Here is a 22,269-nt window from a genome sequence, read left to right as displayed (position 1 = left end):
GGAAGCGCCGAGCCATGATCCTGTTCTACAACCCCGTCAGCTCCGCCTCCAAGAAGCCGGTCCTGCCCATGTCGCTGCTGGCCATTGGCGCCATGCTGGAGGGGGTGGAGGAGTATCGCATCGTCGACGGCAACCTGGTGCCGGACGGGCTGACGGCCCTGCGTGAGGCGCTGGTCGAGACCAAGGCCGACATCCTGTGCGTGACGGTGATGCCGGGGCCGCAGTTGTCCAACGCCTCGCCCATCTGCCGCGCGCTGAAGGCGGAGTTTCCCCAGGTCACCATCCTCTGGGGTGGCTATTTCCCCACCCTGCACGGCCAGATCGTGATGCAGGAGGCTTACGTCGATTATGTCTTCCGGGGCCATTGCGAGCTGGCCTTCGGCGAGTTCGTCGCCAAGGTGCGGGCGGGGGAGGATGTGACCGGCCTGCCGGGCCTGGGCTGGCGCGACGCGGACGGCAAGGTGCACCTGAACCAGAAGCCGCCGGTGCCCGACATCAACGCGCTGCCGGACTTCCCCTACCACCGCGTGGACATGGACGCCTACGTCCGCTCCTCCTTCCTGGGGTCGCGCACCATCGCCCACCACGCCAGCTACGGCTGTCCTTTCCAGTGCAATTTCTGCGCGGTGGTGCACAAGGTGAACGGCCGCTACTCCGCCCAGACGGCGGAGCGCACGGCCGCCGTGGTGGAGAAGCTGGTGCGGGAGCACGGCGCCACGGCGGTGGAGTTCTACGACAGCAACTTCTTCGTCCATGAGGCCCGCTGCGCCGAGTTCGCGGAGCGCATCACCCACCTGGACATCGGCTGGTGGGGCTTCGGCCGCGCCGACACCATGCTGAAGTTCAGCGACGCGACCTGGGCCAAGATGCGCAAGAGCGGCTTGAAGATGGTGTTCATGGGGGCGGAATCCGGCGACCTGGAAACCCTGAAGCGCATGAACAAGGGCGGCAAGCAGGACGGCAACGCCATCCTGGCGGTGGCGGAAAAGATGCGCCGCCATGACGTGGTGCCGGAGATGTCCTTCATCATCGGCAACCCGCCGAATCCGGCGAAGGACGCGGAAAATACCATCCAGTTCATACGGATGCTGAAGAAAGTTAATCCGGCGACGGAGATCGTGTTCTATATCTACAGCCCCGTGCCGGTGGAGGGCGCCATGCTGCAGGAGGCGCAGGCGGCCGGCTTCGAATACCCCAAGGACGTGGCGACCTGGACCGAGGCGAAGTGGGAGAAGTTCGCCCAGCACCTGTCGTCCAACCTGCCGTGGATGAACGACGACATCCGCCGCAAGATCGGCAATTTCCAGCGGGTGCTGCACGCCCGCTACCCCACCATGACCGACACCCGCCTGACCCGTACCGGCCGCTTCGCCCTGCGCACCATGGCGGCCTGGCGGTATAAGGCGCAGTTCTATGACTTCCCCATCGAGCTGCGCCTGCTGGACAAGGTGTTCCCCTACCAGCGCCCCGAAATCCAGGGATTCTAGCATGGGCGCCCTTTCCCTAGCGCGCGCCTGGCGGGGCCGGCGCCTGGCCCGGGTGCTGGTGGTCACCCTGATGCCGCACAGCCGCTGCAACTGCCGCTGTGTCATGTGCGACATCTGGAAGGCCAACCGCGACGGCACCAGCCTGGAACAGGCGGCGGTAGACCGTCTGGTGGACGACTTTGGCGCCCTGGACGTGCGCTGGGTGGTGCTGTCGGGTGGGGAGGCGCTGATGCATCCCAACCTGTGGGGCCTGTGCGCGGCGCTGAAGACCCTGCCGCTGAAGATCACCCTGCTCAGCAGCGGCCTGCTGCTGGAACGCCACGCCGCCGACATCGTGAATTGGTGTGACGAGGTCATCGTCTCCCTGGATGGGCCGGAGGCCACGCACAACCGCATCCGTGGCATCAAGGATGCCTATGGGGCGCTGGCCGCCGGTGTGGATGCGCTGCGGCGCCAGCGGTCGGGCTACCCGGTGGCGGCGCGCTGCGTCATCCAGCGCGGTAATTTCCATGAGCTGCCCGCCATCGTCGACGCCGCCAAGGCCATCGGCCTGGACAGCATTTCCTTCCTGGGCGCCGACCTCACCTCCACCGCCTTCAACCGGCCGCAGGCCTGGGCGGGGGGCCGGGTGGAGGAGGTGGGCCTGGCACCGGTGGAATGCGACGCCCTGGATGCCGTCATCGATCAGTTGGCGGCCAGCCATGGCGGCGACTTCGCCGGTCGTTACATCCAGGAAAGCCCGGCTCGCCTGCGCCGCATCAGCGCCCGGTACCGTGCGGCCCATGGCACGGCGCCGCCACCGCCCGTGCGCTGCAACGCGCCCTGGGTCTCCACGGTGGTGGAGGCTGACGGCACGGTGCGCCCCTGCTTTTTCCACGAACCCATCGGCAGCCTGCGCGACGGCACCCTGCCGGAAATCCTGAACGGCTCGGCGGCCCGGTCCTTCCGCGCCGCGTTGGACGTGGACAGCAATCCCGTCTGTCGGCGCTGTGTCTGCAGCCTTAAGCTATGAGTACCGCCATGGCCATTCCCCAGCCGGCCCCGCCGCCCCCGCCCGTTTCCACCGCCACCCGCCTGTTGTGGACGCCCTGGACGGCGGCCAAGCGCGCGGTACTGCGCCGCCGCCTGGGCCGGGCGGTGTTCGAGAAGATCCGGGGCCGCTCCTTCGTCGTTTGGCCGGGGGTGTTCAATCCGGTGGTCTTCCGCACCGGCCGCTTCCTGGCGGAATTCATCGCCACCAGCCAGCTGCTGGAACCAGCGGAGGGGGCGACGGCGCTGGACATGGGCACCGGCTGCGGCGTGCTGGGCATCTTCGCGGCTTTGCGCGGCTATCAGGTGACGGCGGTCGACGTGGTGCCCGAGGCGGTGTCCTGCGCCCGGGCCAACGCCATCCTGAATCGGGTGGCGGTGGAACTGCACCAGGGCGACCTGTTCGCCCCCGTGGCTGGCCGCACCTTCGACGTCGTGCTGTTCTCCCTGCCAAAGTTCCGGGGCACGCCCACCACGACGTTCGAACAGTCCTGGCGCAGCCCTGATGTCATCGACCGCCTGGCCGCCGAACTGCCCGCCGTGCTGAAGCCGGGTGGCCGGGCCTACTTCGTGCTCACCAGCCACGGCGACTGCGCCGGCATGCTGAACGGCCTGGCCCAAGCCGGGTTGGTGGTGGAACGGGTTCTGTGGCGGCACTTCGGGGTGGAAACGCTGGCGATCTATTCCACGACGCTGCCCTAGGTTCAGGCGGCGGCTGGACGGCGAGCGGCCATTGGAATAGGATTAAATCCTATTCCGGCCAAGGAGCCAGCACATGCGGACCACCCAGCAACTGAGCATCACACTGCCCAACGAAATGGCGGAGGCGGTAAAGGCCAAGGTGCAGGCCGGCGAATACGCCAGTGAAAGCGAAGTAATTCGTGATGGACTCCGGGCGCTGATGGCGCGAGATCGGGCTGTGGAAAACTGGCTGCACAGTGAGGTTGGTCCCGCCTATGACGCGCTGAAGGCTGATCCGTCCCGGGCCATCACCATTGATCAGGTCCGTGCCCGCCTGGCGGCTGAACATGCGAAAAGGACACGATGACCTATCGCGTCATCTTCAGCCCTCAGGCCCTGGAACAACTTGCTGAGCTGTATCACTACACCGCTGAGGCAGCCTCACCGACTGGGATGTGGTTTCCATTATCGGCGTCTTTTATGGCGGCCAGAACTACGAGGCCATTCTGCGGGACGAGCCCGACGATAGCCGGTCAGGCAACTGACGCTTCACCACAGCCAAACCGCGACAGCAGCGCCGCCGTATCCAACTGAGGTTTGAGTGCCGCCAGCAGTTCCGTGACATTCAGGCGCACATGCTTGGCCTGGCCGCCCACCGTCAGGCGGCCATAGCCCGGGGGGCGCCCAGGGTGTCGTCCACCAGCACCGGCTGCCCGGCGCGGACCACCAGCAGGATGTCGGCGGGTGTGAGGGCGAAGAAGGCGTCCCACGGGTCGTCGGCGGCGCGCCGGGCAATGACCAGATCGTCGGGGGCGGCGTGCCGCCAGAAGCGGGCGGCGCGGAAGGTCAGGCTGGCGAACAGCTCCGCATCCGCCACGCGGCCCCGGGCCAGGCGCAAATGATCCCATAGGGTGCCGGGGGCGGAGATGGTGGCGTCCGTGCCGAACAGCAGCTGCGTGTGGCGCAGGGCCGCCGCCGCGTCCGCCGTGCGGCCGAACAGGAACAGGTTGCTGGCGGGGCACCACACCAGCGCGGTCAGCCGCTGGAAATCCTCACCCTCCAGGCTCACGCCGTGCACACCGGCGACGGCGCGGCGGAATAGGTTTTCCTTCAGGAAGGCCAGGGCGCGGCGGCGGCTGTCGGCCGTCACGCCTTCGGCCAGATGCAGCACCGCCGGACCCAGCCCAGCCATCCAGCGCCAGGGGCTGGCCAGTTCCGGCGAATGCAGGTCCTGAAAGGGTGCCAACACGCGGATGGGGCCCTCGACCGCGTCGCCGCCATGGTCGGCCACCGCCGTCACGCCCCACAGCAGATTTTTCAGCAGGCCGATTTGGACGCGCAGGGGGGCGGGGATGGCTTCGATGCGGGTGACCAGCGCGCGGTCAGCCTGCACATCCTGGCTCCATCCCAGGAAGTCGTCGTAAGGGGGATTGCCGGTGGGTGGATAGCAGTTGAAGGCCAGGTGGTCGTGGGAATTGACCAACCCGGGAAAGGCGATGCAGTCGCCCAGCTGTCGGCCGTAGGTCGCCGCCAGATCCGCCAGGCTGGCCGGGCGCGCGGTGGGGCCCATCCAATGCGGCGGCATCACGGTGTCTCCGGCCCGGCATGGGACAGGCGATAGGCCAGCAGGCCCAGCGCCTCATGCGCCGCCAAATCCAGGTGCGCCAGATTGGCGGCCAGGGACAGATGGGTTTCCGGCCCCCGGGCCGTGGTCAGATAGTCGGACGGCCAGGGCGTTACCCGCCAGCCCACGCGGGATGCCGACAGCATGGCGCGCGGCATGTGATAGGCCGACGCCACCAGCAGCCAGGTCTGGCCCGGGACCGGTTGCGCCATGTCCTTGGACAGAAACAGGTTTTCAGCCGTGGTGCGCGACCGCGCTTCATAGCTCACCCGCGTGTCGTCCAGGCCCAGGTCAGCCAGCACGTGGCGCGCCACCTCGGCCTCCGGCAGGCCGGCCGTGCCCAGCTCACCCGATCCGCCGCTGAAGACTACGCGCGCCTCTGGATGGCGCCGCGCCAGGGCGGCGGCGGCCAGCAGGGTGCCGCCGTCCGGGCCCACGCCCGGCACCCCCCGGTCGCGCAGCACTTCGCCATTCAGGCCTTCGCCCAGCACCAGGATGCCATCGATGGTCGTGGGCTCCATCGGCCGTGGATAGAGCCCTTCGATGGGCCGCAGGGCCCAATTGCCCACGGGCAGGGTCAGCAGGACCAGAAGCGTCAGGGCGCAGGCCGTTGCCGGCACCACGGCCGCTGGGTGGCGCCGGGCCGCCAGCACGGCGGCAGCGAGGGCCGTCCACACCAGCACATGGCTGGGCGCCACCAGGTACCAGCCGATCTTGGAGACGGTGAAGAATTCCAGCGGCGTCATCCTGGCGCACAGCCCATCAAGTATTTGAGTTTACGCCGTATAGTCCTACGCTTCCGCCTCACGTTGAAGGGGTGCCGGCCATGACGATGACGGATGTGATGAGGACGCCGATGCGCCTGCTGCGCGGCCTGGGGCCGTGGCGCCGTTCGCCCCGGCGCTTCCAGCCCTTCAGCTACACGGCGCCTGACCGCTACCCCTGGCTGTTCGGTTTCGTACGGGACAGGCTGGGCGATGGGCCGGACCGCCGCCTGCTGTCCTTCGGCTGCTCGGTGGGGCAGGAGGTCGCCAGCCTGCGCCGGCTGTTCCCACAGGCGCGGCTGAAGGGCATCGACATTGACCCGCGCAACATCGCCGAGGCCCGCGCCCTGCGGCTGCCAGACGTGGACTTCGCCGTGGGCGACAGCACGGCCGGGGAGGATGACGGCGCCTATGACGCCATCTTCTGCCTGGCGGTGTTGTGCAACGGCCGGCTGACCGTCAACGGGGCCGAGCGCTGTGACCCCGTGCTGCACTTCGCGACGTTCGAGGCCATGGTCGCGGACTTCGCCCGCTGCCTGAAGCCAGGTGGCCTGCTGTGCCTGGTCACCACCAACTTCCGCTTCCGCGATACCGACGTGGCCGCCGGCTTCAACGTGGCCCTGACCATCACCCCCGACCAGTTGGCGCCCGACGTCGTGTTCGGGCCGGACAACCACCTGATGCCGGGGGAGCGCTACACCGACGTGGTTTTCGTCAAGCGTTGAGCTAGAAGACATACTGGACCAGCAGGCCGATGGTCTGGACCGTGTAGTTTTCGGGAATGACGCCCAGGTAGGTGTTGTTGTTGATCACGCCCGCCGTCAGGCCGGTGTAGTGGAAGTCCACCACCCGCTCATAGTTGAAGCGGTAATACAGGCGGTAGGACAGCTCCTCCGACATCTGCCAGCGCACGTCGGTCTGCAGGGCGTGGCTGTCATAGGTGATATCGGGGAAGCCGTTGCCGGCCTGGGCCGGCGTCAGGCTGTTGAAGAAGGCGCCGGTGCTGGCGAAGGCGTAATCGATGGCCGTTCTGGCGCGGGTGAATGTGTAGTCCGCGTTCAGCGAGATGACGCCCCAGCTGTGGTGGGCGTTCAGGCCCACCGTGTAATTGTCCGACCCCACCGTTTCCGTCCAGCCGTTGGCCAGGGGATAGCCCGGGCCGCCGGCGCTGCCGCTGGTGCCGCTGCCGGTGGCGTTGATGTTGGCGACACCCCGGTCCTGGTTCTGATAGGTGAAATAGCCCGTCAGCGTGGTCGCGGCCGACATCTGGTAGGTATAGGCGGCGGTGACATCATAGGCGTGGGTGGCCTGCAGGCCGTAGGCGGCGTCGTACTCGTCCACCTTGACGCTGCCGGTCAATTGCAGGTCGCTGCGCGGGGACAGGATGTAGTTGGCCTGGCCGCGCAGCACATGCTCCGTCCGGTTGGCCACGTCGAACTTGCGCAGGTCCGCCAGGGCGAAGGCCGGGTCGCCCGCCGGTGTCGCCGGGATGTAGCCGGGCAGGGCGGAGGAATAATAGGGCGTGTAGGGGTTGGACTGGTAATCGCTGCCGATGCGGCGCGCGAACTCATAGGACAGGCGGGCGGTGCCCCATTCATAGCCCGCGGTGCTGACCTGTAGCCGGGCGATGTTGTCGTGGGCGTCCGCGATCTCGCGCACCGTGTGGTCTATAGTGTCGTTCTCGTAACTGAGGTCCAGCTTCCAATGCGTGTCCAGGCGGTAGGCCGCCTTGACCGTCGCCTGCAACTCATTGTTGGCGAAGGGCATGTTGCGGATTTGAACCAGGCTGCCCGGGGTGTTGGCCTGGTAGATGCCGCTCAAGGACGGGATGAAGGGCGCCAGCCCGCCGTCGATGGCGATGTAGCCGTACTGCCCCGTTTGCGGGTTGTAGGCGACGTAGTTGGTGCGGTTGGCTTCATCCCGGTCGCGCACCTCCACCGTCAGGCCCAGGTCGGGGCTGACGGTGTAGTGATATTGCGCCACCGCGTTCAGGATGTTGATGGCGGCGTTGGCCGTGGGCTGGCTCAGCGCCGAGGCGCTGTTCCATTGGCCGAGGTTGATGGTGTTGGCGCCGCTGGCGATCAGGCCGCCGCCCGTGCTGGGCGCCTGCAGCTCGTCATCCTGGCGCATCAGGCTGTAGGACAGGCTGGCGGTGAAGCGTGAGACCGGCGACAGCTGCACCGCCAGATCGCCCTTCACCGTGTGATAGTCGTTGTTGGGCGCGAGGCTCAGCCGCCCGGTCTGAGGGATGTAGGCGCCGGCGGTGGTGTTCGACGTCAGGCCCGGGTTTTGCCAGGTGAGATCCAGGATGTCGTTGCGGAAGAAGGACCCGGCATAGGCCAGGTTGGCCTGGAAGTTCTGTTCCTTGTAGCGCACGCCGCCGGTGACATCGACGGTCTGGTAATGGATGGGCTGGATCAGCTGGGTGGCGCCGTTCTGGAATGGATAGCCGAAGGTGGCGCTGATGGGCTGGGTGCCGTTGCGCTGCTCATCCGAAATCTTGAGGAACAGCTCGGTATGCTCATCCGCCGTGTAGGTCAGGGAACTGCCGGCCTTTTCCCGCAGGATGCGCAGGGTGCTGGGCCCCACCGTCGCCGCCACGGCGTTGACCTGCGCCGGGGTGGAGCCGCCGGGCGTCAGGCCGCCGCGCAGGGTGAGGTTGCCGGTGCCCGCCCCGTCCCACAGCGACTTGGCGGTGGTGGAGAAGGTGTGTGGGATGCTGTCGAAATAGGCCAGCAGGTCGAACACGCCATAGCGGCCGACATCCACTTGGTAATACTGGTCGGTGCGGCCCAGGTTCTGGCCGTAGGCGGAGGTGTGCAGGGCGGTCTTGCGGTTCTCCGCCGAGAAGCCCAGGCCGGTGATGGTGAAGCCGTTCTTCCAGTCGCCGTATTCGTTCAGCGCCGCCGAGCGGCTGTCCTGGCCGAAGGTGCCCATGATGCCGGCCTCGAACCAGCCCTGGGTCCACCAGTCGGGGTCGCTCTTGCTCTGCGTCATTTCCGGCGTGCGGAAGGGCACGGGGTACATCAGCCCCGTGGGCGTGCGCGTCACGTCGTCGATGATGGACAGGCCGTCATTGTCCCGCGCCCGGTTCATGACCTGGGCCGTGGGGTTCAGAACGTTGCCCGGGCCGCCGTAGCCGGTGGTGCCACTGTCGGCCTGGGCTGCCGTCGCCGCAAAGGGGGCGGTGGCCGCAAGCAGCCAACGGGTGGAGGTCTTCAGACGAGGTCTCATCGTTCGAACCGTGCGCCGGAGGGACTGTTGGACCCGTGGATGTTCACGTGGCAGGTCTGGCAGCTGGTGGCGATCAGGCGCGGATCGGGCATGGGCCCGCGTGCCATGTTGCCGGCCGTCAGCAGGCCGCCGGGGTGGCCGACCTGAGAGTGGCACTGCTGGCACAGCACCGGGCGCGGCGCGTTCAGCAGGTTCTCGAAGTTGGACCCGTGCGGCGAATGGCAGTTCAGGCAGCTTTCCCGCACCGGCGCATGTTCGAACAGGAAGGGCCCGCGCTTGTCGGCATGGCAGGTGAAGCAGACCTCGTTCACGCTGTCGGCCTTCAGCAGGGGGGCCGTGGTCGAGCCGTGCGGGTTGTGGCAGTCGGTACAGCTGAGCTTGCCTTCCAGCAGAGGCATGTGCGACCGGCGGGCGAACTCCGCGTGCTGGGCCTTGTGGCACTGGAAGCAGGTCTCGTTGATGCTTTCCCGGGCGGTCAGGCCGCGCGCGCCGAAGGTGGTCATGGGGTTATGGCAATCGGCGCAGCCTAGCTGGTTGCTGTCATGGATGCTGTCATGCCAGAAGATGCGCTGGCCGCCGGCATGGCAGGTCAGGCACTGGCCGTTCTGCTCCGCCACCGGGGTTTTGCTTTTCTTGGAAAAGCTGATGATGGTGCTGAGGTCCGACGGGTCCTCGACATGGGCCGAGCCTGGGCCGTGGCAGGCCTCGCAATTCTGGGCCTGCAGCTCCGTGTGCGGATTCTGCTGGAACACCTTGGCGTGGATGGTGTGCGCCCAGTTGGTGGCCTCCTGTTGGTGGCAGCTCTCGCACGTCTCCCGACCGACATAGGTGCGCTGGGGCTTGGCATCCGCCTTGGCGGGTTCCTGCTTGGGCGCTTCGGCCTTGGGCGTGTCCACTTTTGGGGTGTCGCCCGTGAGTGCGTCTGGGGCGTAGCTGGCCAGGCGGGTCCATTTGGATGCCGGCGGCTGGGGTGCTGGGGCGGGGCTGAACTGTGCCGCTTTCAGGCTGGGGTAGGGGGCTTGCGCCGCAATGCCCATGTGGGCCGCGCCCGGGGGCATGGCGGCGATGTCGCTGTCGATGCGACGCAGGGCGTCGGCATCCACATGGCCGGCATGGATGCGCGCCATCTCATCCCGCAGGGCCGCCTGGTCGGGCGGCGGCATGGGCGTTTCCGCCCGGGCCAGGCCCGCCAGGCCGCAGGCGAGCAGCAGGGCCAGAACGATGGCGCGCCTCATTGCGGCGCCAGGGATTTGAGGTAGGCGACGACATCCCGGCGCTGCTGCTCGTCCGCCAGGCTGAAGGGCATCTTGTTGGCGACCGACGGGTCGCCGACGAAATCGCCCAGGTATTTATGCGGATTGGCCAGATAGGCGACGATGTTCTCTTCAGACCATACCAGGCCCTTGGTTGCCGCCTGCCGCACGGCGGGGGAATAGCTGTAGTCGCCGATGCTGCCGGCCGGGCGGCCCACCACGCCAAACAGGCTGGGCCCCACCTTGTTCACGCCCTGCTCCGCCGAATGGCAGGCGGCGCATTTCTTGAAGACGGTGGCGCCGTTGGCGGCATCGCCCGCAGCGTGGGCCGTGCCGGCACCCCCCACGGCCAAGGCCACCGCCAGCGCGGCGGAAAACAGGTTTTTGTTCGGCGTCATACGGCGGCTCCCCTCAGTCCCTGTCCCCTCAGACGGGTGGGACCGGCGGGATATTCCCCGGACGCCTCGAAAAAAGCGGGTTTGGAATAAAGTATTGGACTGTGGCTGGGCGTCAGACCGTCTTCTTGGTCTCCCCCGTCACCGGCGTCCAGGAAGGCGGGTCGCTGGCGGGGAAGGAGTCCTCGCTGGCCTTCTCCACCGCGTCGCGGTCCGGCACATAGGGTGGCGGGGCATTGGCCTTGTCAATCAGCGCCTTCTGGCCATCGGCCATGGCTTGCGGCACGACGGGCCCCGGGGTGGTGGCCACGGTCTGATGGCCCCGGATGCTCGGATCCTCCTTACGGGCCGGCGCCAGGGTGGGGCCGCTTAGCACCTGGCGCATCTGGTGGGTCTGCGGCCGGGGCAGGGGGCGTGGCCGCTCCTCCGGATCGCTGATCTCATAGGGCAGGTTGTGGCGCTCCGCATAGTCCACCGCCTCCTGCAGCTTGTCGAAGGCAAGGAAGACGTCCATCTGCGGATCGCCGCCGCCCTTCCAGCCCATCAGTGGATCGGTTTCATGGGTGGGCTTGGCCTCATAGGTCAGAATCCACGAGGTTTTGCGGCCCGGCGCATTCTGCATCGTCGCGGGTGAAGGCCGGCGGATATAGGCACGGAGCGGGACGGGGATGCCCAGGGGATCGCCCGGGGACCGAAGCTGCTTGGTCATGCGACACCTCCAAAAAGGAAACACAGCTTCAAGCGCCATTGCCCGGCTTCGTTCCCGGCAGGCTGGGAAGGAACCCGCCGCCCCCGCGCCTGTTGACGCGGTATATCCCCTTGCGGAGACAGGATCATGAGCGAAGAAGGCAACGGCGCCTCCCGCCGCGCCATCATCGGTGGTTTGGCGGCGGGTACGGCGATGGCGGGTTTCACGGCGGGCCCGGCCCAGGCGGTGGCCTCGCCCGCCGGCGGCAAGCGCTTGCCGCCCGATTATCCCAGCCCCCCCTTTCCCAGGCAGGAACAACAGGAACCGCCGGGCCTGGCCAGCCGCATGAACCCCCGGCCGGACCATGGCGAGGATAGCTACAAGGGCTCCGGCCGGCTGGCGGGGCGCAAGGCGCTGATCACCGGCGGCGACAGCGGCATCGGCCGCGCCGCCGCCATCGCCTTCGCCCGCGAGGGCGCCGACGTGGCCTTCGGCTACCTGCCGGTGGAGGAACCCGACGCGAGGGAGGTGGTGACGTTGATCCAGGACGCCGGACGCAAGGCGGTGCCCCTGCCGGGCGACATCCGGAACGAGGCCTTCTGCCAGAAGCTGGTGGCGGACGCGGCGCGCGAACTGGGTGGGCTGGACATCCTGGTCAACAACGCCGCCCGGCAGCATTCGGTGGACAGCCTGACCGACATCAGCACCGAGCAGTTCGATGACACCTTCAAGACCAACGTCTACGCCATGTTCTGGATCACGAAGGCCGCCCTGGCCCACCTGGGCAAGGGGGCGGCTATCATCAACACCGCCTCGGTCAACGCCTACGACCCGTCGCCCAACATCCTGGATTATTCGGCGACCAAGGGCGCCATCATGATCTTCACCAAGGGTTTGGCCAAGCAACTGGCCAAGAAAGGCATCCGCGTCAACGCCGTGGCGCCGGGCCCGGTCTGGACGCCGCTGCAGCCCAGTGGCGGCCAGCCGCCGGAAAAGCTGGTGTCCTTCGGGTCGGACACGCCCCTGGGCCGGCCGGGCCAGCCGGCTGAGCTGGCGGCGCTCTACGTGCTGCTGGCCAGCAACGAGGACACCTTCTCCACCGGCCAGGTCTTCGGCGCCACGGGCGGGCACGGCGGGCCCTGAGGCCCGCCCGCCGCTCACGCGACTTTAAGCACGACTTTTCCCCGCACATGCTCGTCCTCCAGCATGTGCTCCGCCTCGGCCGCCTCATCCAAGGCGAAGACCTTGTCGACCTGCACCCGCATCCGGCCGGCGTCGATCAGGCGGCCGATCTCCGCCAGCTGGCGGCCGTCGGGGTGGGCGGTGTAGCGGGTGCCTTCCGCCCCACGCTCCCTGGCCTTGTCGGCCGAGGGCTCCGTCAGGGTGGACACCAGGATGCCGCCCTGCTTCAGCACCGACCACGACCGGTCCTGGGTTTCGCCGGCCACCAGGTCATAGACCAGGTCGATGTCCGACACCTCGTCCTCGAAGCGCTGGTTCTTGTAGTCGATGGCCTTGTCCACGCCCAGGGAGCGCACCCACTCCAGGTCCCCTTCGGAACAGGTGGCGTAGACGGTCGCGCCATAGGCCTTGGCGAACTGCACGGCGAAATGGCCCACGCCGCCGGCGGCGCCGTGGACCAGCACCCGCTGCCCGCCCTGGAGCCGCCCATGGTCGAACAGGCCCTGCCAGGCGGTCAGGGCCGCCAGCGGCACGGCGGCAGCCTGGATGGCGTCCAGCGTTTCCGGCTTCGGCGCGCAATGGGCGACGTTGGCCACGACGTATTCGGCATAGCCGCCCCGATCGGTGGGCAGCATGGCGAAGACGGCGTCACCCTTCTTATAGCCCGTGACGGCGCGGCCGCATTCCTCGACCGTGCCGCACATGTCGCGTCCCAGGGTCAGGGGCAATTGGTCGGCCGGCAGGTACTTGCCGTTGCGGATCTTATAATCGACGGGGTTCACGCTGGCCGCCTGCACCCGAACCAGCACTTCGTAATCGCCGGGTTCGGGCCTGGGCACGTCTTCCAGCGTCAGAACCTCGGTCCCGCCAAAGCCGTGAATGCGCACCGCCTGCATCGGAGCCTCCTCTTTCACATGGGGATGGGGGCAACAAAACCCGCCATCGCGGCCATGGTTCCGCTTCACCGACGGGAACCAAGGCGGGCCAGCCGGGTTCAGGAGTGGGGCCTGGGCAGGATCGCTGGGCAGTTGGGCAAAGGGGACGACATGCGAAATCTTGGTAATGCCGACGTCAGCCGGCGCGGGCTCTTGCTGGGGGCCGCCGCGTCCGCCGCCTTGACGGCGACGCCGCGCCACGGCCAGGCTATGCCGGCCGATGGCGATGCGCCGTCCGCCCCCCGTCCTGGTCCGGTGCCCGCCATGAACCCCGTCATGAACAAAGTGTCCTTCACCGTGAACGGCGCCGCGCGCACGCTGGAGGTGGATACCCGCACCACCCTGCTGGACGCGCTGCGCGAGCACCTGCGCCTGACTGGCACCAAGAAAGGCTGCGACCATGGCCAGTGCGGCGCCTGCACCGTCATCGTCGACGGCCGCCGCGTCAATTCCTGCCTGACCCTGGCCGTCATGCATGAGGGCGGCAGCGTCACGACGGTGGAAGGGCTGGGTATGCCGGACAAGTTGCACCCCATGCAGGCCGCTTTCGTGAAGCATGACGGCTATCAGTGCGGCTATTGCACGCCGGGCCAGATCTGTTCCGCCGTTGCCGTTCTGGAGGAGATCAAGGCCGGCATTCCCAGCCACGTCACCGCCAGCCTGGCCGACGCGCCCCGGGCCACCAATGCGGAAATGCGGGAACGGATGAGCGGCAACATCTGCCGTTGCGGCGCCTACTCCAACATCCTGGACGCCATGGCCGAGGTCGCGGGCCAGCGCACGGCGGGCCAACAAAACGGGAAGGATCCGGCATGAGGCCCTTCACCTATGAGCGCGCCACGTCCCCGGCCGACGCCGTGGCCAAGGCGGCCAGCATCCCCGGCGCCCGCTTCATCGCCGGCGGCACCAACCTGCTGGACCTGATGAAGCTGCAGATCGAGACGCCGGCCCATCTGATCGACGTGAACGGCCTGGGGCTGGACAGGATCGAGGATACGGCCGAGGGCGGCCTGCGCATCGGCGCCCTGGTGCGCAACACGGATCTGGCGGCCGACATGCGGGTGCGGCGGCATTACGGGGTGTTGAGCCGCGCCCTGGTGGCCGGCGCCTCCGGCCAGCTGCGCAACGTGGCCACCACCGCCGGCAACCTGCTGCAACGGACCCGCTGTCCTTATTTCTACGACCCCAACCAACCCTGCAACAAGCGCCAGCCGGGCAGCGGCTGCTCCGCCATCGGCGGCGTGACGCGGCAGCTGGGCGTGGTCGGCATCAGCGACGCCTGCATCGCCACCCACCCCAGCGACATGGCCGTGGCCATGCGGGTGCTGGACGCGACGGTGGAAACGGTGCGCCCCGGCGGCGCCACCCGCGCCATTCCCATCGCGGACCTGCACCGCCTGCCGGGCGACACCCCGCATGTGGAAACGACACTGGAGCGGGGGGAACTGATCACGGCCGTGACCCTGCCCAAGCCGGTGGGCGGCGCGCAGCTGTATCACAAGGTGCGCGATCGCGCCTCCTACGCCTTCGCGCTGGTTTCCGTCGCCGCCATCGTGCAGCCCGACGGCCCCAACGGGATCGCATGGGGCCGGGTGGCGCTGGGGGGCGTGGCGCCCAAGCCCTGGCGGGTGGAGGCGGCGGAGGCGCACATGCGACAGGGCGCCAAGGATGTCACCGCCGTCCTGCTGGCCGATGCGCGCGCCACCGCGGACAACAGGTTCAAGGTCAAGCTGGCCGAGCGTACGCTGGCCGCCGTGCTGATCGAGGCGAGGGGGTAAGGCCATGAAGTTCGACACCCCCGCCGGCACCAACCCCATCGACCAGCTGAAGGTGGTGGGCAAGGCCACCGACCGCATCGACGGGCCGCTGAAGACCACGGGCACCGCGCCCTACGCCTATGAACGGCACGGCGTGGTGGCCAACCAGGCTTACGGTTTCATCCTGGGCGCCGGCATCGCCAAGGGTCGTATCACCGCCCTGGATGCCGCCGCCGCCCGGGCCGTTCCCGGCGTCATCGCCGTCGTGACGGCGGAGAACGCCGGCAAGCTGGGCAAGGGCAAATGGAACACCGCCGCGCTGCTGGGTGGGCCGGAAATCCAGCATTACCATCAGGCCGTGGCGCTGGTGGTGGCGGAGACGTTCGAGCAGGCGCGGGACGCCGCCGGGCTGATCAGGGTGGCGTATCAGGCGGAGAACGGCGCCTACGACTTGGCGGCCGCGCGCGACGGCGCGACGGTGGCCAAGGACGAGCCGGACAGCGCCATCGGTGATTTCGCCGGCGCCTTCGCGGCCGCGCCGGTTCGGTTGGACGCCACCTACACCACGCCCGACCAGGGCCACGCAATGATGGAGCCACACGCCACCATCGCCGCCTGGAACGGCGACAAGCTGACCCTGTGGACGTCCAACCAGATGATCAACTGGGGCGTCAAGGACGTGGCGCAAACCCTTGGCATGCCTGAGGAAAATATCCGCCTGATCTCGCCCTACATCGGTGGTGGCTTCGGCGGCAAGCTGTTCGTGCGCAGTGACGCGCTGATGGCGGCCCTGGGTGCCAAGGCGGCGGGGCGGCCGGTGAAGGTGGCGCTGACCCGACCCCTGATGTTCAACAACACCACCCACCGCCCGGCCACCATCCAGCGCATCCGCATCGGCGCCACGCGGGACGGCAGGATCACCGCCATCGGCCATGAAAGCTGGTCCGGCGATCTGCCCGGCGGCAAGCCGGAAACGGCGGTGCAGCAGACCCGCCTGCTGTACGCCGGGGCCAACCGTCTGACCGCCATGCGCTTGGCCGTGCTGGACCTGCCGGAAGGCAACGCCATGCGTGCCCCCGGTGAGGCGCCTGGCCTGATGGCGCTGGAGGTCGCCATGGATGAGATGGCGGAAAAGCTTGGCATGGACCCCATCCAGTTCCGCATCCTGAACGACACGCAGGAGGACCCGGAAAAGCCGGGCCGCCCGTTCTCGCAACGCCAGTTGATCGCCTGCCTGCAGCAGGGGGCCCAGCGCTTCGGCTGGGCCAAGCGTAACCCAAAGCCCGCCAGTGTGCGCGAGGGCCGCTGGCTGGTGGGTATGGGCGTGGCGGCGGGCTTCCGCAACAACCTGGTGACCAAATCCGCCGCCCGCGTGCGGTTGGACGGCCAGGGCATGGTGACGGTGGAAACGGACATGACCGACATCGGCACCGGCACCTACACAATCATCGCCCAGACGGCGGCGGAAACCATGGGGGTGCCGCTGGACAAGGTGGCGGTGCGCCTGGGCGACAGCGGCTTCCCCGTCTCCTGCGGCTCCGGCGGGCAGTGGGGCGCCAACAATTCGACGGCGGGCGTCTATGCGGCCTGTATGAAGCTGCGCCAAGCCGTGGCGCGGAAGCTGGGCTTCAACGCCGCCGAGCCGCGCTTCGCCGACGGACAGGTCTCATCCGGGGGGCACACGGTGCCCCTGGGACAGGCGGCCAGGGACGGGGAGCTGGTGGCGGAAGACATGATCGAATACGGCGACCTGGACAAGAAATACCAGCAATCCACCTTCGCCGGCCATTTCGTGGAAGTGGCGGTGGATGTCGCCACGGGGGAGGTGCGGCTGCGCCGTATGCTGGCGGTCTGCGCCGCCGGCCGCATCCTGAACCCCAAATCCGCCCGCAGCCAGGTCATCGGCGCCATGACCATGGGGGCGGGGGCCGCCTTGATGGAGGAACTGGCGGTGGACAAGCGCCGGGGATTCTTCGTCAATCACGACCTAGCCGGTTATGAGGTGCCGGTGCATGCCGACATCCCGCACCAGGAGGTGGTCTTCCTGGATGAGGTCGACCCCATCTCCTCCCCCATGAAGGCTAAGGGCGTGGGCGAGCTGGGCATCTGCGGCGTGGGGGCGGCCGTCGCCAACGCCATCTACAACGCCACCGGTGTGCGGGTGCGGGACTATCCCATCACCCTGGACAAGATTCTGGACCACCTGCCGGACATCGCCTGACGCCTTTAGCCCACCCTTGCCTTGTGCCCCTGGCCTGGGTGGCGCTGTGGCTGGACGACACAGCGCCGTAACCGTCAGGTCAGCGCTTCACCCTGGCGGCGGTCACCTCGATCTCCACCAGGGCGCCGGGCAGCACCAGCGCCGCCACCTTCACCGTGCTGCGCGCCGGCTTGTTGGGTTGGGCCGCCGTGCCAAAGTATTGTGTCCAGGCGGCCTGCAGGCCGGCGAAGTCGATGTCGCCGCCCTTGTTGGGATCGCCCGCCAGGAAGACGTGGGCCTGCACCACATCGCCCAGCCCATAGCCCAGCCCTTCCAGCGTGGCCTTCAGCTTGCCCAGCACGCTCAAGGTCTGCGCCTGGGTGTCGCCATAGGCCTGGACGCTGCCCTTCGGGGCGTTGGGATCGATGACGGAGGCCAGCGCGCCGCTGAGATACACCGTCTCCGCCCCGGCGGGTACGGTCACAGCGGCGGCGATGGGGCTGTCGGCGTTGGGGCCTTGGGTGCGGACGATGCCGGTTTCGGCCAAAGCGGGCGTGGCGGCCAGCAGGGCCAGGGTGGTCAACAGGACGGGCAAACGCATTTCCTGGGATCTCCTTTTCGACTGTTATCCGTGTTGGGCGGCCTTGGGTGCCGGGCCGGCCAGAGCGTCGGCGGCAACCCGGCGGGCCAGCTCGACCACCGTGCGCTGGGCCGCCAGAACACCACCCTCCTGCCAGCTGGGCAACTGGCTGAGATGGGCGCCGCTGAAATAGACCCGACCGGTGGGCTGGTTCAGCAGGGCGTAGGCGGCGGGATCGTTGCCGTCCTGGTCCCAGTGCAGCCAGGGCCCCTGGTTGAATGGCACCTTGGTCCAGTTCACCACCAGTGGCCTGGCGAGGTCGCCCCCGTGGCCGGGGTGCAGGCGCTCGACCGAGGCGCGGGCCAACGCCACCTGCTCCGCCAGCGGGCGCTTCTGGAAGGCCGCCGCCGTCTGGCCGGCGTTGTACGTCGCGACCAGCAAACCGGTTTCCTGGTGAAAGCCGCCGCTGGGGTACCAGATCAGCGAGGTCTCCCCACCGGTGTATGAGATGCCGCCGTAGATCTGTTCCCGCTCCCAGAAGCGGGGGGCCTCGAAGGCCACCTTATTGGCGGCGTCATAGATGGCGCCGGCGATCGCGGCCTTCACCGGGGCGGGGAAATCGCTGTCGATGCCGGCCAGGACGGGCAGGGGAATGGTGACCACGGCGTAGTCGGCGGCCACTTCGCGACGCTGGCCGCCCAGCCTGTCGCGATATCGGACGGTGACGCCGCTGGCGGTGGAGCGGATCTGTTCGACCACAGCGTTCCGCAGGGGCGTGGCCCGCAGCGCCTTGGCCAATGCCACGGGGATGCGGTCCATGCCACCCACGGGCTGGAACATGGTGGCCTGCATCAGGATGTTCTCTTCGAACAGGATGGCGGGCGGCACCGTGTCCTCCCCCAGCAGGTCGCGCAGGGGCAGGGGCGCGCGCTTCGTTCCCACCTGGTCGGCCGCCCCGGGCGGCTGGATGTACCCGGACCGGTTCGACCCGTCATAGCGGCCCTCCGGCGACAGGTCGCCGTAGGATTTCAGGAAGGCCAGCAGACGCTCCTTGTCCTCCGCCGTCAGCTCCTGGTCCAGGGCGCCGCGCTGGGTGGCCCTGGCCAGCAGCTCCGACAGGCTGCCGCGCACGTCGTTCACCGCCTGGCGCTGCTGAATGGGCTGGCCGCCGTTGGCCGTTTTGGTCTGAATCAGGGCGCTGCGGCTGCTGTTCACCTCCACCTCCAGCGGCACCTTCAGGGTCCGGGCATAGCCCAGCAGTCCCTGGTGGTGGCTGGGGATGCGGGCGGGGCCGGCGTTGAAGTAGAGGCCGGGTGACAGTTGGGCCTTCTGCTCGGCCTCACCCACCAGTTCGATGCGGTCGCCGTCGCGGATGGACCAGGTACGGCCGCCGACGCGGGCCCGCGCCTCCAACACCACGACCTCAAAGCCCGCGCGCTCCAGCTCATAGGCCGTCACCAGGCCGGCGATGCCGGCGCCCAGTATCGCCACCCGGCGTCCCCGGCCGGTGGTGGCGGGCAGGGCGGGCGGCCCGGCATAGGCGGTGGCCACGGGCATCAGGCCCAGGGCGTTCATGGTGCCGTAGGCGGCGGCGTAGCCGCCCCACTGGGCCGCCCGTGCCAGCAGGCCCCGACGGGTGATGGCCATTTTCAAGATTCCTCCACGCATCCCTTGATACCAGGGACAGTGGCGGGCCGTGGCGCGGGACGATATTAAATTAAAATCAACATCCAATTCGTTAAATTGGATAGTTTAATATTTTAAAAACCGCGCATCGATTTTGCCATATGCGCTGCTTATCACCGTAGTGCAAATCCAAGACTCCACTTCATTGCTTATAGTTTGACGGCGGCTCAATAGACACATTGGGCAATCCAATTTGTGCGGTGCACGCAGGGGCGACAACCCTGGGTGTGCCCGCCGCAACGCCTCGTGGCGCCGGCAGGCCATAGCAAAATCCCAATCAAGAAAATCCGAAGGGGGCCATCCCATGCCGTTTCCCGTGTCGCGTCACCGTCGTCCTCAGATCCGCCTTTTGGCCGGCGTGGCCCTGGCGACAACGCTGCCTGCCACCGCCTGGGCCGCCGATCCGGCGCCCGCCGCCGCCGAAGACCTGAGCGAGATCATTGTCACCGGCACCCGTGAGGCTGGAAAAAGGGTGCAGGACAGCCTGACCTCCATCGAGGTGTTGGGCGGCGAGACGCTGCAGGCCACCGGCCAGACCAACCTGCTGGACGCCTTGCGCGGCACCCTGCCGTCCTTCACCGCCGACCAGTTCGGCGGTGACGTCGGCAACCTGGTGCGCTCCGCCCGCCTGCGGGGCTTGAGCCCCGGGCAGACCCTGGTGCTGGTGAATGGCAAGCGGCGGCACAATTCCGCGAACATCTATGCCGACGGCGGGCCCAACGGCGGCTCAAACCCCGCCGACCTGGACTTCATCCCGCTGGATTCCATCGACCATATTGAGGTGCTGCGCGATGGCGCCGCCGCGCAATACGGGTCCGACGCCATCGCTGGCGTCATCAACATCATCCTGAAGAAGGCGGAAAGCGGCACCCACGTCTCCACCCTGGGCGGCATCACCGGCCGGGGCGACGGCGCCACGGCCCAGGGCTCCATCTTCCACGGCTTCGACCTGGGCGACGGCGGCTTCCTGAACGTGACGGCCGACTACCGTCACCACGACTTCACCAACCGCACGGGCGACGATCCCCGCGCCCCGTCGGGCACCGTCGTCAAGGGGCGCATCTATGGCGATCCGCTGAGCGACGTGGTCAATGTCGGCTATAACGCCGAGGCTCCGCTGACCCCCAGCGTCACCTTCTATAGCTTCGGCACGGCCAGCCACCGGTCGGCGGAATCCTATGAGAACTGGCGCCCCGGTTCCCGCATTCCCGCCCTTTGGCCCAACGGCTTCTTCCCCGAGGAGACGGCCGACGAATACGACGTCGGCTTCACCCTGGGTGCCCGGGGCGACAACCTGGCCGGCTGGCGTTGGGATCTCAGCAGCACCTATGGCCATGATTGGCTGGCCATCGGCGTCATCAATTCCGGCAACCCCAACCTGGCCAATGCCGGCAGCGGCTTCTACAACGCGGCCTATGCCAAGCAGACCAGCTTCAACGCCGGCAAGCTGGTGTCCACCCAGCAGACCACCAACCTGGACCTGGTGCGGGAATTCGACGTCGGCCTGTTCGCCAAGCCGGTGAACGTCGCCTGGGGCCTGGAACACCGGCATGAGGTCTATGAGGTCGACGCCGGCGAATACGCCTCCTACGCCGCTGGCGGCTCCGCCTCCTATGCCGGCTTCACCCCCACGGACGCGCACACGGCGGATCGCAACAGCGCCGCGGGCTACATCGACCTGTCGACCCAGCTGCTGCGCAACTGGCAGTTCGAACTGGCCGGCCGTATCGAGCACTATGACGACTTCGGCGACAGCGAAAGCGGGCGGGTGATCAGCCGGTATGACATCACGCCCTGGCTGGCGGTGCGCGGGGCGGTGGGTAACGGCTTCCGCGCTCCGACCCTGGCGCAACAGTACTTCTCGGCCCTGAACGTCAGCCCGACGTCAGCCTCGCTGCAGTTGCCGGTGAACTCCCCGGGCGCCAAGCTGCTGGGGGTCCAGGCGCTGAAGCCCGAGACCTCTACGGAGTATAGCGCCGGGCTGGTGCTGGAACCGGTGCCGGGCCTGCACGCCACCCTGGATTTCTACCAGGTCGAGATCCAGAACCGCATCATCAACTCCGGCGCCCTGTCGGGTTCCCTGGCCCAGGCGGCCATCTTGGCCAATGGCGCCAGCCTGCCGGCGGGCATATCGGCGGGCAACACCTCCGTCACCTTCTACCTCAACGGCGTGGACACCCGCACCCAAGGCGCCGACCTCAACCTGGATTACACCACCGACTTGGCGAACCTGGGCGCCATCAAGTGGACGCTGGCCGGCAACTACAACGTCACCAGCATCCTGAAGCAGCAGCCCGCGCCCAAGGCCCTGGCGGGCGTGACCATCCTGGACGCCACGGCCATCACCTCGCTGACCTCCTACGATCCGCGCAGCAAGATTTCGCTGGCCGCCAACTGGACGCTGGGACCGTGGGATGTGACCCTGCGGGAGACGCGCTGGGGCCACAGCTATTACGTGGCGCACGATTACAGCAGCGTGGGCGACTACGTGGCCCGCGCCGTCAGCCCGGCTTTCCTGACCGACCTCAACATCGGGTATCGCGTCACGCAGGGTTTCCGCGTCGATCTGGGGGCGCAGAACCTGTTCGACCGCTACCCGGGCAAGACCAATCCGGCCACGCGCTGGTTCGGCATCAATGTCGATACCTACCCGCAGAACACGCCCTATGGCTTCAACGGTGGCTATTACTACGTCAAGCTGTCGGCCGACTTCTGACAGGTCGGCCGGTGATGGGAAGGGGGCCTTGCGACGTCGCAAGGCCCCCTTCTTCACG

Annotated in this window: 19 protein-coding genes; 10 read left to right on the top strand and 9 right to left on the bottom strand. The window is 67.8% G+C overall.

Annotated elements, in window-relative coordinates:
* The first annotated feature begins 14 nt into the window (after nucleotides 1–14).
* The 4 genes from UAA55_RS00265 to UAA55_RS00250 all read left to right on the top strand — a co-directional run bounded on the left by UAA55_RS00265 (nucleotide 15) and on the right by UAA55_RS00250 (nucleotide 3,564).
* Nucleotides 15–1,487, top strand: a complete 1,473-nt coding sequence (locus tag UAA55_RS00265; RefSeq protein ID WP_322950670.1) for a B12-binding domain-containing radical SAM protein — start codon at nucleotides 15–17, stop codon at nucleotides 1,485–1,487.
* A gap of 1 nt (nucleotide 1,488) precedes the next feature.
* Entirely contained in the window at nucleotides 1,489–2,499 is a 1,011-nt protein-coding gene (locus UAA55_RS00260) for a radical SAM/SPASM domain-containing protein (protein ID WP_322950669.1), read from the top strand.
* An 8-nt stretch (nucleotides 2,500–2,507) separates the two neighbouring features.
* Complete coding sequence (locus tag UAA55_RS00255; protein WP_322950668.1) at nucleotides 2,508–3,218, top strand: methyltransferase; 711 nt, start codon at nucleotides 2,508–2,510, stop codon at nucleotides 3,216–3,218.
* Between the two features lie 73 nt (nucleotides 3,219–3,291).
* Nucleotides 3,292–3,564 (top strand): ribbon-helix-helix domain-containing protein, encoded by a 273-nt coding sequence (locus UAA55_RS00250; RefSeq protein ID WP_322950667.1) that lies wholly within the window; start codon nucleotides 3,292–3,294, stop codon nucleotides 3,562–3,564.
* Between the two features lie 291 nt (nucleotides 3,565–3,855).
* Here UAA55_RS00250 and UAA55_RS00245 read toward each other — a convergent pair whose 3' ends face one another.
* Together UAA55_RS00245 and UAA55_RS00240 are read right to left on the bottom strand one after the other, a co-directional pair.
* Nucleotides 3,856–4,782 carry an amidohydrolase family protein gene (locus tag UAA55_RS00245; RefSeq protein WP_322950666.1) on the bottom strand — a complete coding sequence of 309 codons (927 nt, stop codon included), beginning with the start codon at nucleotides 4,780–4,782 and terminating at the stop codon, nucleotides 3,856–3,858.
* Nucleotides 4,782–5,567 carry a YdcF family protein gene (locus UAA55_RS00240; protein WP_322950665.1) on the bottom strand — a complete coding sequence of 262 codons (786 nt, stop codon included), beginning with the start codon at nucleotides 5,565–5,567 and terminating at the stop codon, nucleotides 4,782–4,784. The genes UAA55_RS00245 and UAA55_RS00240 overlap by 1 nt, the downstream gene beginning before the upstream one ends.
* 80 nt (nucleotides 5,568–5,647) lie before the next feature.
* Here UAA55_RS00240 and UAA55_RS00235 point away from each other — a divergent pair, with 80 nt between their 5' ends.
* Complete coding sequence (locus UAA55_RS00235) at nucleotides 5,648–6,310, top strand: class I SAM-dependent methyltransferase (RefSeq protein ID WP_322950664.1); 663 nt, start codon at nucleotides 5,648–5,650, stop codon at nucleotides 6,308–6,310.
* 1 nt (nucleotide 6,311) lies between these two features.
* On the opposite strand, the gene UAA55_RS00230 is transcribed toward UAA55_RS00235, so the two are convergent.
* From UAA55_RS00230 to UAA55_RS00215, 4 genes are all read right to left on the bottom strand, one after another.
* The gene (locus tag UAA55_RS00230; protein ID WP_322950663.1) at nucleotides 6,312–8,819 is read right to left on the bottom strand and encodes an MtrB/PioB family outer membrane beta-barrel protein; all 2,508 of its coding nucleotides are present in this window, start codon (nucleotides 8,817–8,819) and stop codon (nucleotides 6,312–6,314) included.
* Nucleotides 8,816–10,054, bottom strand: a complete 1,239-nt coding sequence (locus tag UAA55_RS00225; protein ID WP_322950662.1) for a DmsE family decaheme c-type cytochrome — start codon at nucleotides 10,052–10,054, stop codon at nucleotides 8,816–8,818. The genes UAA55_RS00230 and UAA55_RS00225 overlap by 4 nt, the downstream gene beginning before the upstream one ends.
* Nucleotides 10,051–10,470: a c-type cytochrome gene (locus UAA55_RS00220; RefSeq protein WP_322950661.1), complete on the bottom strand. Its 420-nt coding sequence runs from the start codon at nucleotides 10,468–10,470 to the stop codon at nucleotides 10,051–10,053. The genes UAA55_RS00225 and UAA55_RS00220 overlap by 4 nt, the downstream gene beginning before the upstream one ends.
* Nucleotides 10,471–10,582: 112 nt before the next feature.
* Nucleotides 10,583–11,176: an NADH dehydrogenase ubiquinone Fe-S protein 4 gene (locus tag UAA55_RS00215; RefSeq protein WP_322950660.1), complete on the bottom strand. Its 594-nt coding sequence runs from the start codon at nucleotides 11,174–11,176 to the stop codon at nucleotides 10,583–10,585.
* A gap of 126 nt (nucleotides 11,177–11,302) precedes the next feature.
* Here UAA55_RS00215 and UAA55_RS00210 point away from each other — a divergent pair, with 126 nt between their 5' ends.
* Nucleotides 11,303–12,298, top strand: coding sequence for an SDR family oxidoreductase (locus UAA55_RS00210; protein ID WP_322950659.1), 996 nt, complete (start codon nucleotides 11,303–11,305; stop codon nucleotides 12,296–12,298).
* A gap of 14 nt (nucleotides 12,299–12,312) precedes the next feature.
* On the opposite strand, the gene UAA55_RS00205 is transcribed toward UAA55_RS00210, so the two are convergent.
* The gene (locus UAA55_RS00205) at nucleotides 12,313–13,233 is read right to left on the bottom strand and encodes an NADP-dependent oxidoreductase (RefSeq protein WP_322950658.1); all 921 of its coding nucleotides are present in this window, start codon (nucleotides 13,231–13,233) and stop codon (nucleotides 12,313–12,315) included.
* Between the two features lie 150 nt (nucleotides 13,234–13,383).
* On the opposite strand from UAA55_RS00205, the gene paoA reads away from it, so the two are divergent.
* The 3 genes from paoA to paoC are packed head-to-tail and all read left to right on the top strand — an operon-like array spanning nucleotide 13,384 to nucleotide 17,250.
* Nucleotides 13,384–14,088 carry an aldehyde dehydrogenase iron-sulfur subunit PaoA gene (gene paoA, locus UAA55_RS00200; RefSeq protein ID WP_322950657.1) on the top strand — a complete coding sequence of 235 codons (705 nt, stop codon included), beginning with the start codon at nucleotides 13,384–13,386 and terminating at the stop codon, nucleotides 14,086–14,088.
* Nucleotides 14,085–15,050 (top strand): FAD binding domain-containing protein, encoded by a 966-nt coding sequence (locus UAA55_RS00195; RefSeq protein WP_322950656.1) that lies wholly within the window; start codon nucleotides 14,085–14,087, stop codon nucleotides 15,048–15,050. Before paoA ends, UAA55_RS00195 begins: the two co-directional genes overlap by 4 nt.
* Nucleotides 15,051–15,054: 4 nt before the next feature.
* On the top strand, nucleotides 15,055–17,250 hold the full coding sequence (paoC, locus tag UAA55_RS00190; RefSeq protein ID WP_322950655.1) for an aldehyde oxidoreductase molybdenum-binding subunit PaoC: 2,196 nt from the start codon (nucleotides 15,055–15,057) through the stop codon (nucleotides 17,248–17,250).
* Nucleotides 17,251–17,329: 79 nt separating this feature from the next.
* Here paoC and UAA55_RS00185 read toward each other — a convergent pair whose 3' ends face one another.
* Both UAA55_RS00185 and UAA55_RS00180 read right to left on the bottom strand, forming a co-directional pair.
* Nucleotides 17,330–17,830, bottom strand: a complete 501-nt coding sequence (locus UAA55_RS00185; protein ID WP_322950654.1) for a RidA family protein — start codon at nucleotides 17,828–17,830, stop codon at nucleotides 17,330–17,332.
* Nucleotides 17,831–17,854: 24 nt separating this feature from the next.
* Nucleotides 17,855–19,456, bottom strand: a complete 1,602-nt coding sequence (locus UAA55_RS00180; protein ID WP_322950653.1) for a flavin monoamine oxidase family protein — start codon at nucleotides 19,454–19,456, stop codon at nucleotides 17,855–17,857.
* Nucleotides 19,457–19,799: 343 nt separating this feature from the next.
* Here UAA55_RS00180 and UAA55_RS00175 point away from each other — a divergent pair, with 343 nt between their 5' ends.
* Nucleotides 19,800–22,211, top strand: coding sequence for a TonB-dependent receptor plug domain-containing protein (locus tag UAA55_RS00175; protein WP_322950652.1), 2,412 nt, complete (start codon nucleotides 19,800–19,802; stop codon nucleotides 22,209–22,211).
* Nucleotides 22,212–22,269: the final 58 nt, after the last annotated feature.

It is taken from the genome of Nitrospirillum guanabarense, assembly GCF_034653355.1.
Classification (GTDB): domain Bacteria; phylum Pseudomonadota; class Alphaproteobacteria; order Azospirillales; family Azospirillaceae; genus Nitrospirillum.
The sequence above is the reverse complement of the archived record's forward strand: the minus strand, read 5'-3'. Positions and strand labels throughout refer to the sequence as shown.

Bases quoted from the DNA above. Each gene is read 5' to 3' on its own strand.
- UAA55_RS00180 (WP_322950653.1), bottom strand. From the start codon at position 19,456: ATGGCCATCACCCGTCGGGGCCTGCTGGCACGGGCGGCCCAGTGGGGC.
- UAA55_RS00205 (WP_322950658.1), bottom strand. From the start codon at position 13,233: ATGCAGGCGGTGCGCATTCACGGCTTTGGCGGGACCGAGGTTCTGACG.
- UAA55_RS00215 (WP_322950660.1), bottom strand. From the start codon at position 11,176: ATGACCAAGCAGCTTCGGTCCCCGGGCGATCCCCTGGGCATCCCCGTC.
- UAA55_RS00265 (WP_322950670.1), top strand. From the start codon at position 15: ATGATCCTGTTCTACAACCCCGTCAGCTCCGCCTCCAAGAAGCCGGTC.
- UAA55_RS00230 (WP_322950663.1), bottom strand. From the start codon at position 8,819: ATGAGACCTCGTCTGAAGACCTCCACCCGTTGGCTGCTTGCGGCCACC.
- UAA55_RS00240 (WP_322950665.1), bottom strand. From the start codon at position 5,567: ATGACGCCGCTGGAATTCTTCACCGTCTCCAAGATCGGCTGGTACCTG.
- UAA55_RS00185 (WP_322950654.1), bottom strand. From the start codon at position 17,830: ATGCGTTTGCCCGTCCTGTTGACCACCCTGGCCCTGCTGGCCGCCACG.
- paoC (WP_322950655.1), top strand. From the start codon at position 15,055: ATGAAGTTCGACACCCCCGCCGGCACCAACCCCATCGACCAGCTGAAG.
- UAA55_RS00210 (WP_322950659.1), top strand. From the start codon at position 11,303: ATGAGCGAAGAAGGCAACGGCGCCTCCCGCCGCGCCATCATCGGTGGT.
- UAA55_RS00260 (WP_322950669.1), top strand. From the start codon at position 1,489: ATGGGCGCCCTTTCCCTAGCGCGCGCCTGGCGGGGCCGGCGCCTGGCC.
- UAA55_RS00235 (WP_322950664.1), top strand. From the start codon at position 5,648: ATGACGATGACGGATGTGATGAGGACGCCGATGCGCCTGCTGCGCGGC.
- UAA55_RS00255 (WP_322950668.1), top strand. From the start codon at position 2,508: ATGGCCATTCCCCAGCCGGCCCCGCCGCCCCCGCCCGTTTCCACCGCC.
- UAA55_RS00220 (WP_322950661.1), bottom strand. From the start codon at position 10,470: ATGACGCCGAACAAAAACCTGTTTTCCGCCGCGCTGGCGGTGGCCTTG.
- paoA (WP_322950657.1), top strand. From the start codon at position 13,384: ATGCGAAATCTTGGTAATGCCGACGTCAGCCGGCGCGGGCTCTTGCTG.
- UAA55_RS00250 (WP_322950667.1), top strand. From the start codon at position 3,292: ATGCGGACCACCCAGCAACTGAGCATCACACTGCCCAACGAAATGGCG.
- UAA55_RS00225 (WP_322950662.1), bottom strand. From the start codon at position 10,054: ATGAGGCGCGCCATCGTTCTGGCCCTGCTGCTCGCCTGCGGCCTGGCG.
- UAA55_RS00195 (WP_322950656.1), top strand. From the start codon at position 14,085: ATGAGGCCCTTCACCTATGAGCGCGCCACGTCCCCGGCCGACGCCGTG.
- UAA55_RS00245 (WP_322950666.1), bottom strand. From the start codon at position 4,782: ATGCCGCCGCATTGGATGGGCCCCACCGCGCGCCCGGCCAGCCTGGCG.
- UAA55_RS00175 (WP_322950652.1), top strand. From the start codon at position 19,800: ATGCCGTTTCCCGTGTCGCGTCACCGTCGTCCTCAGATCCGCCTTTTG.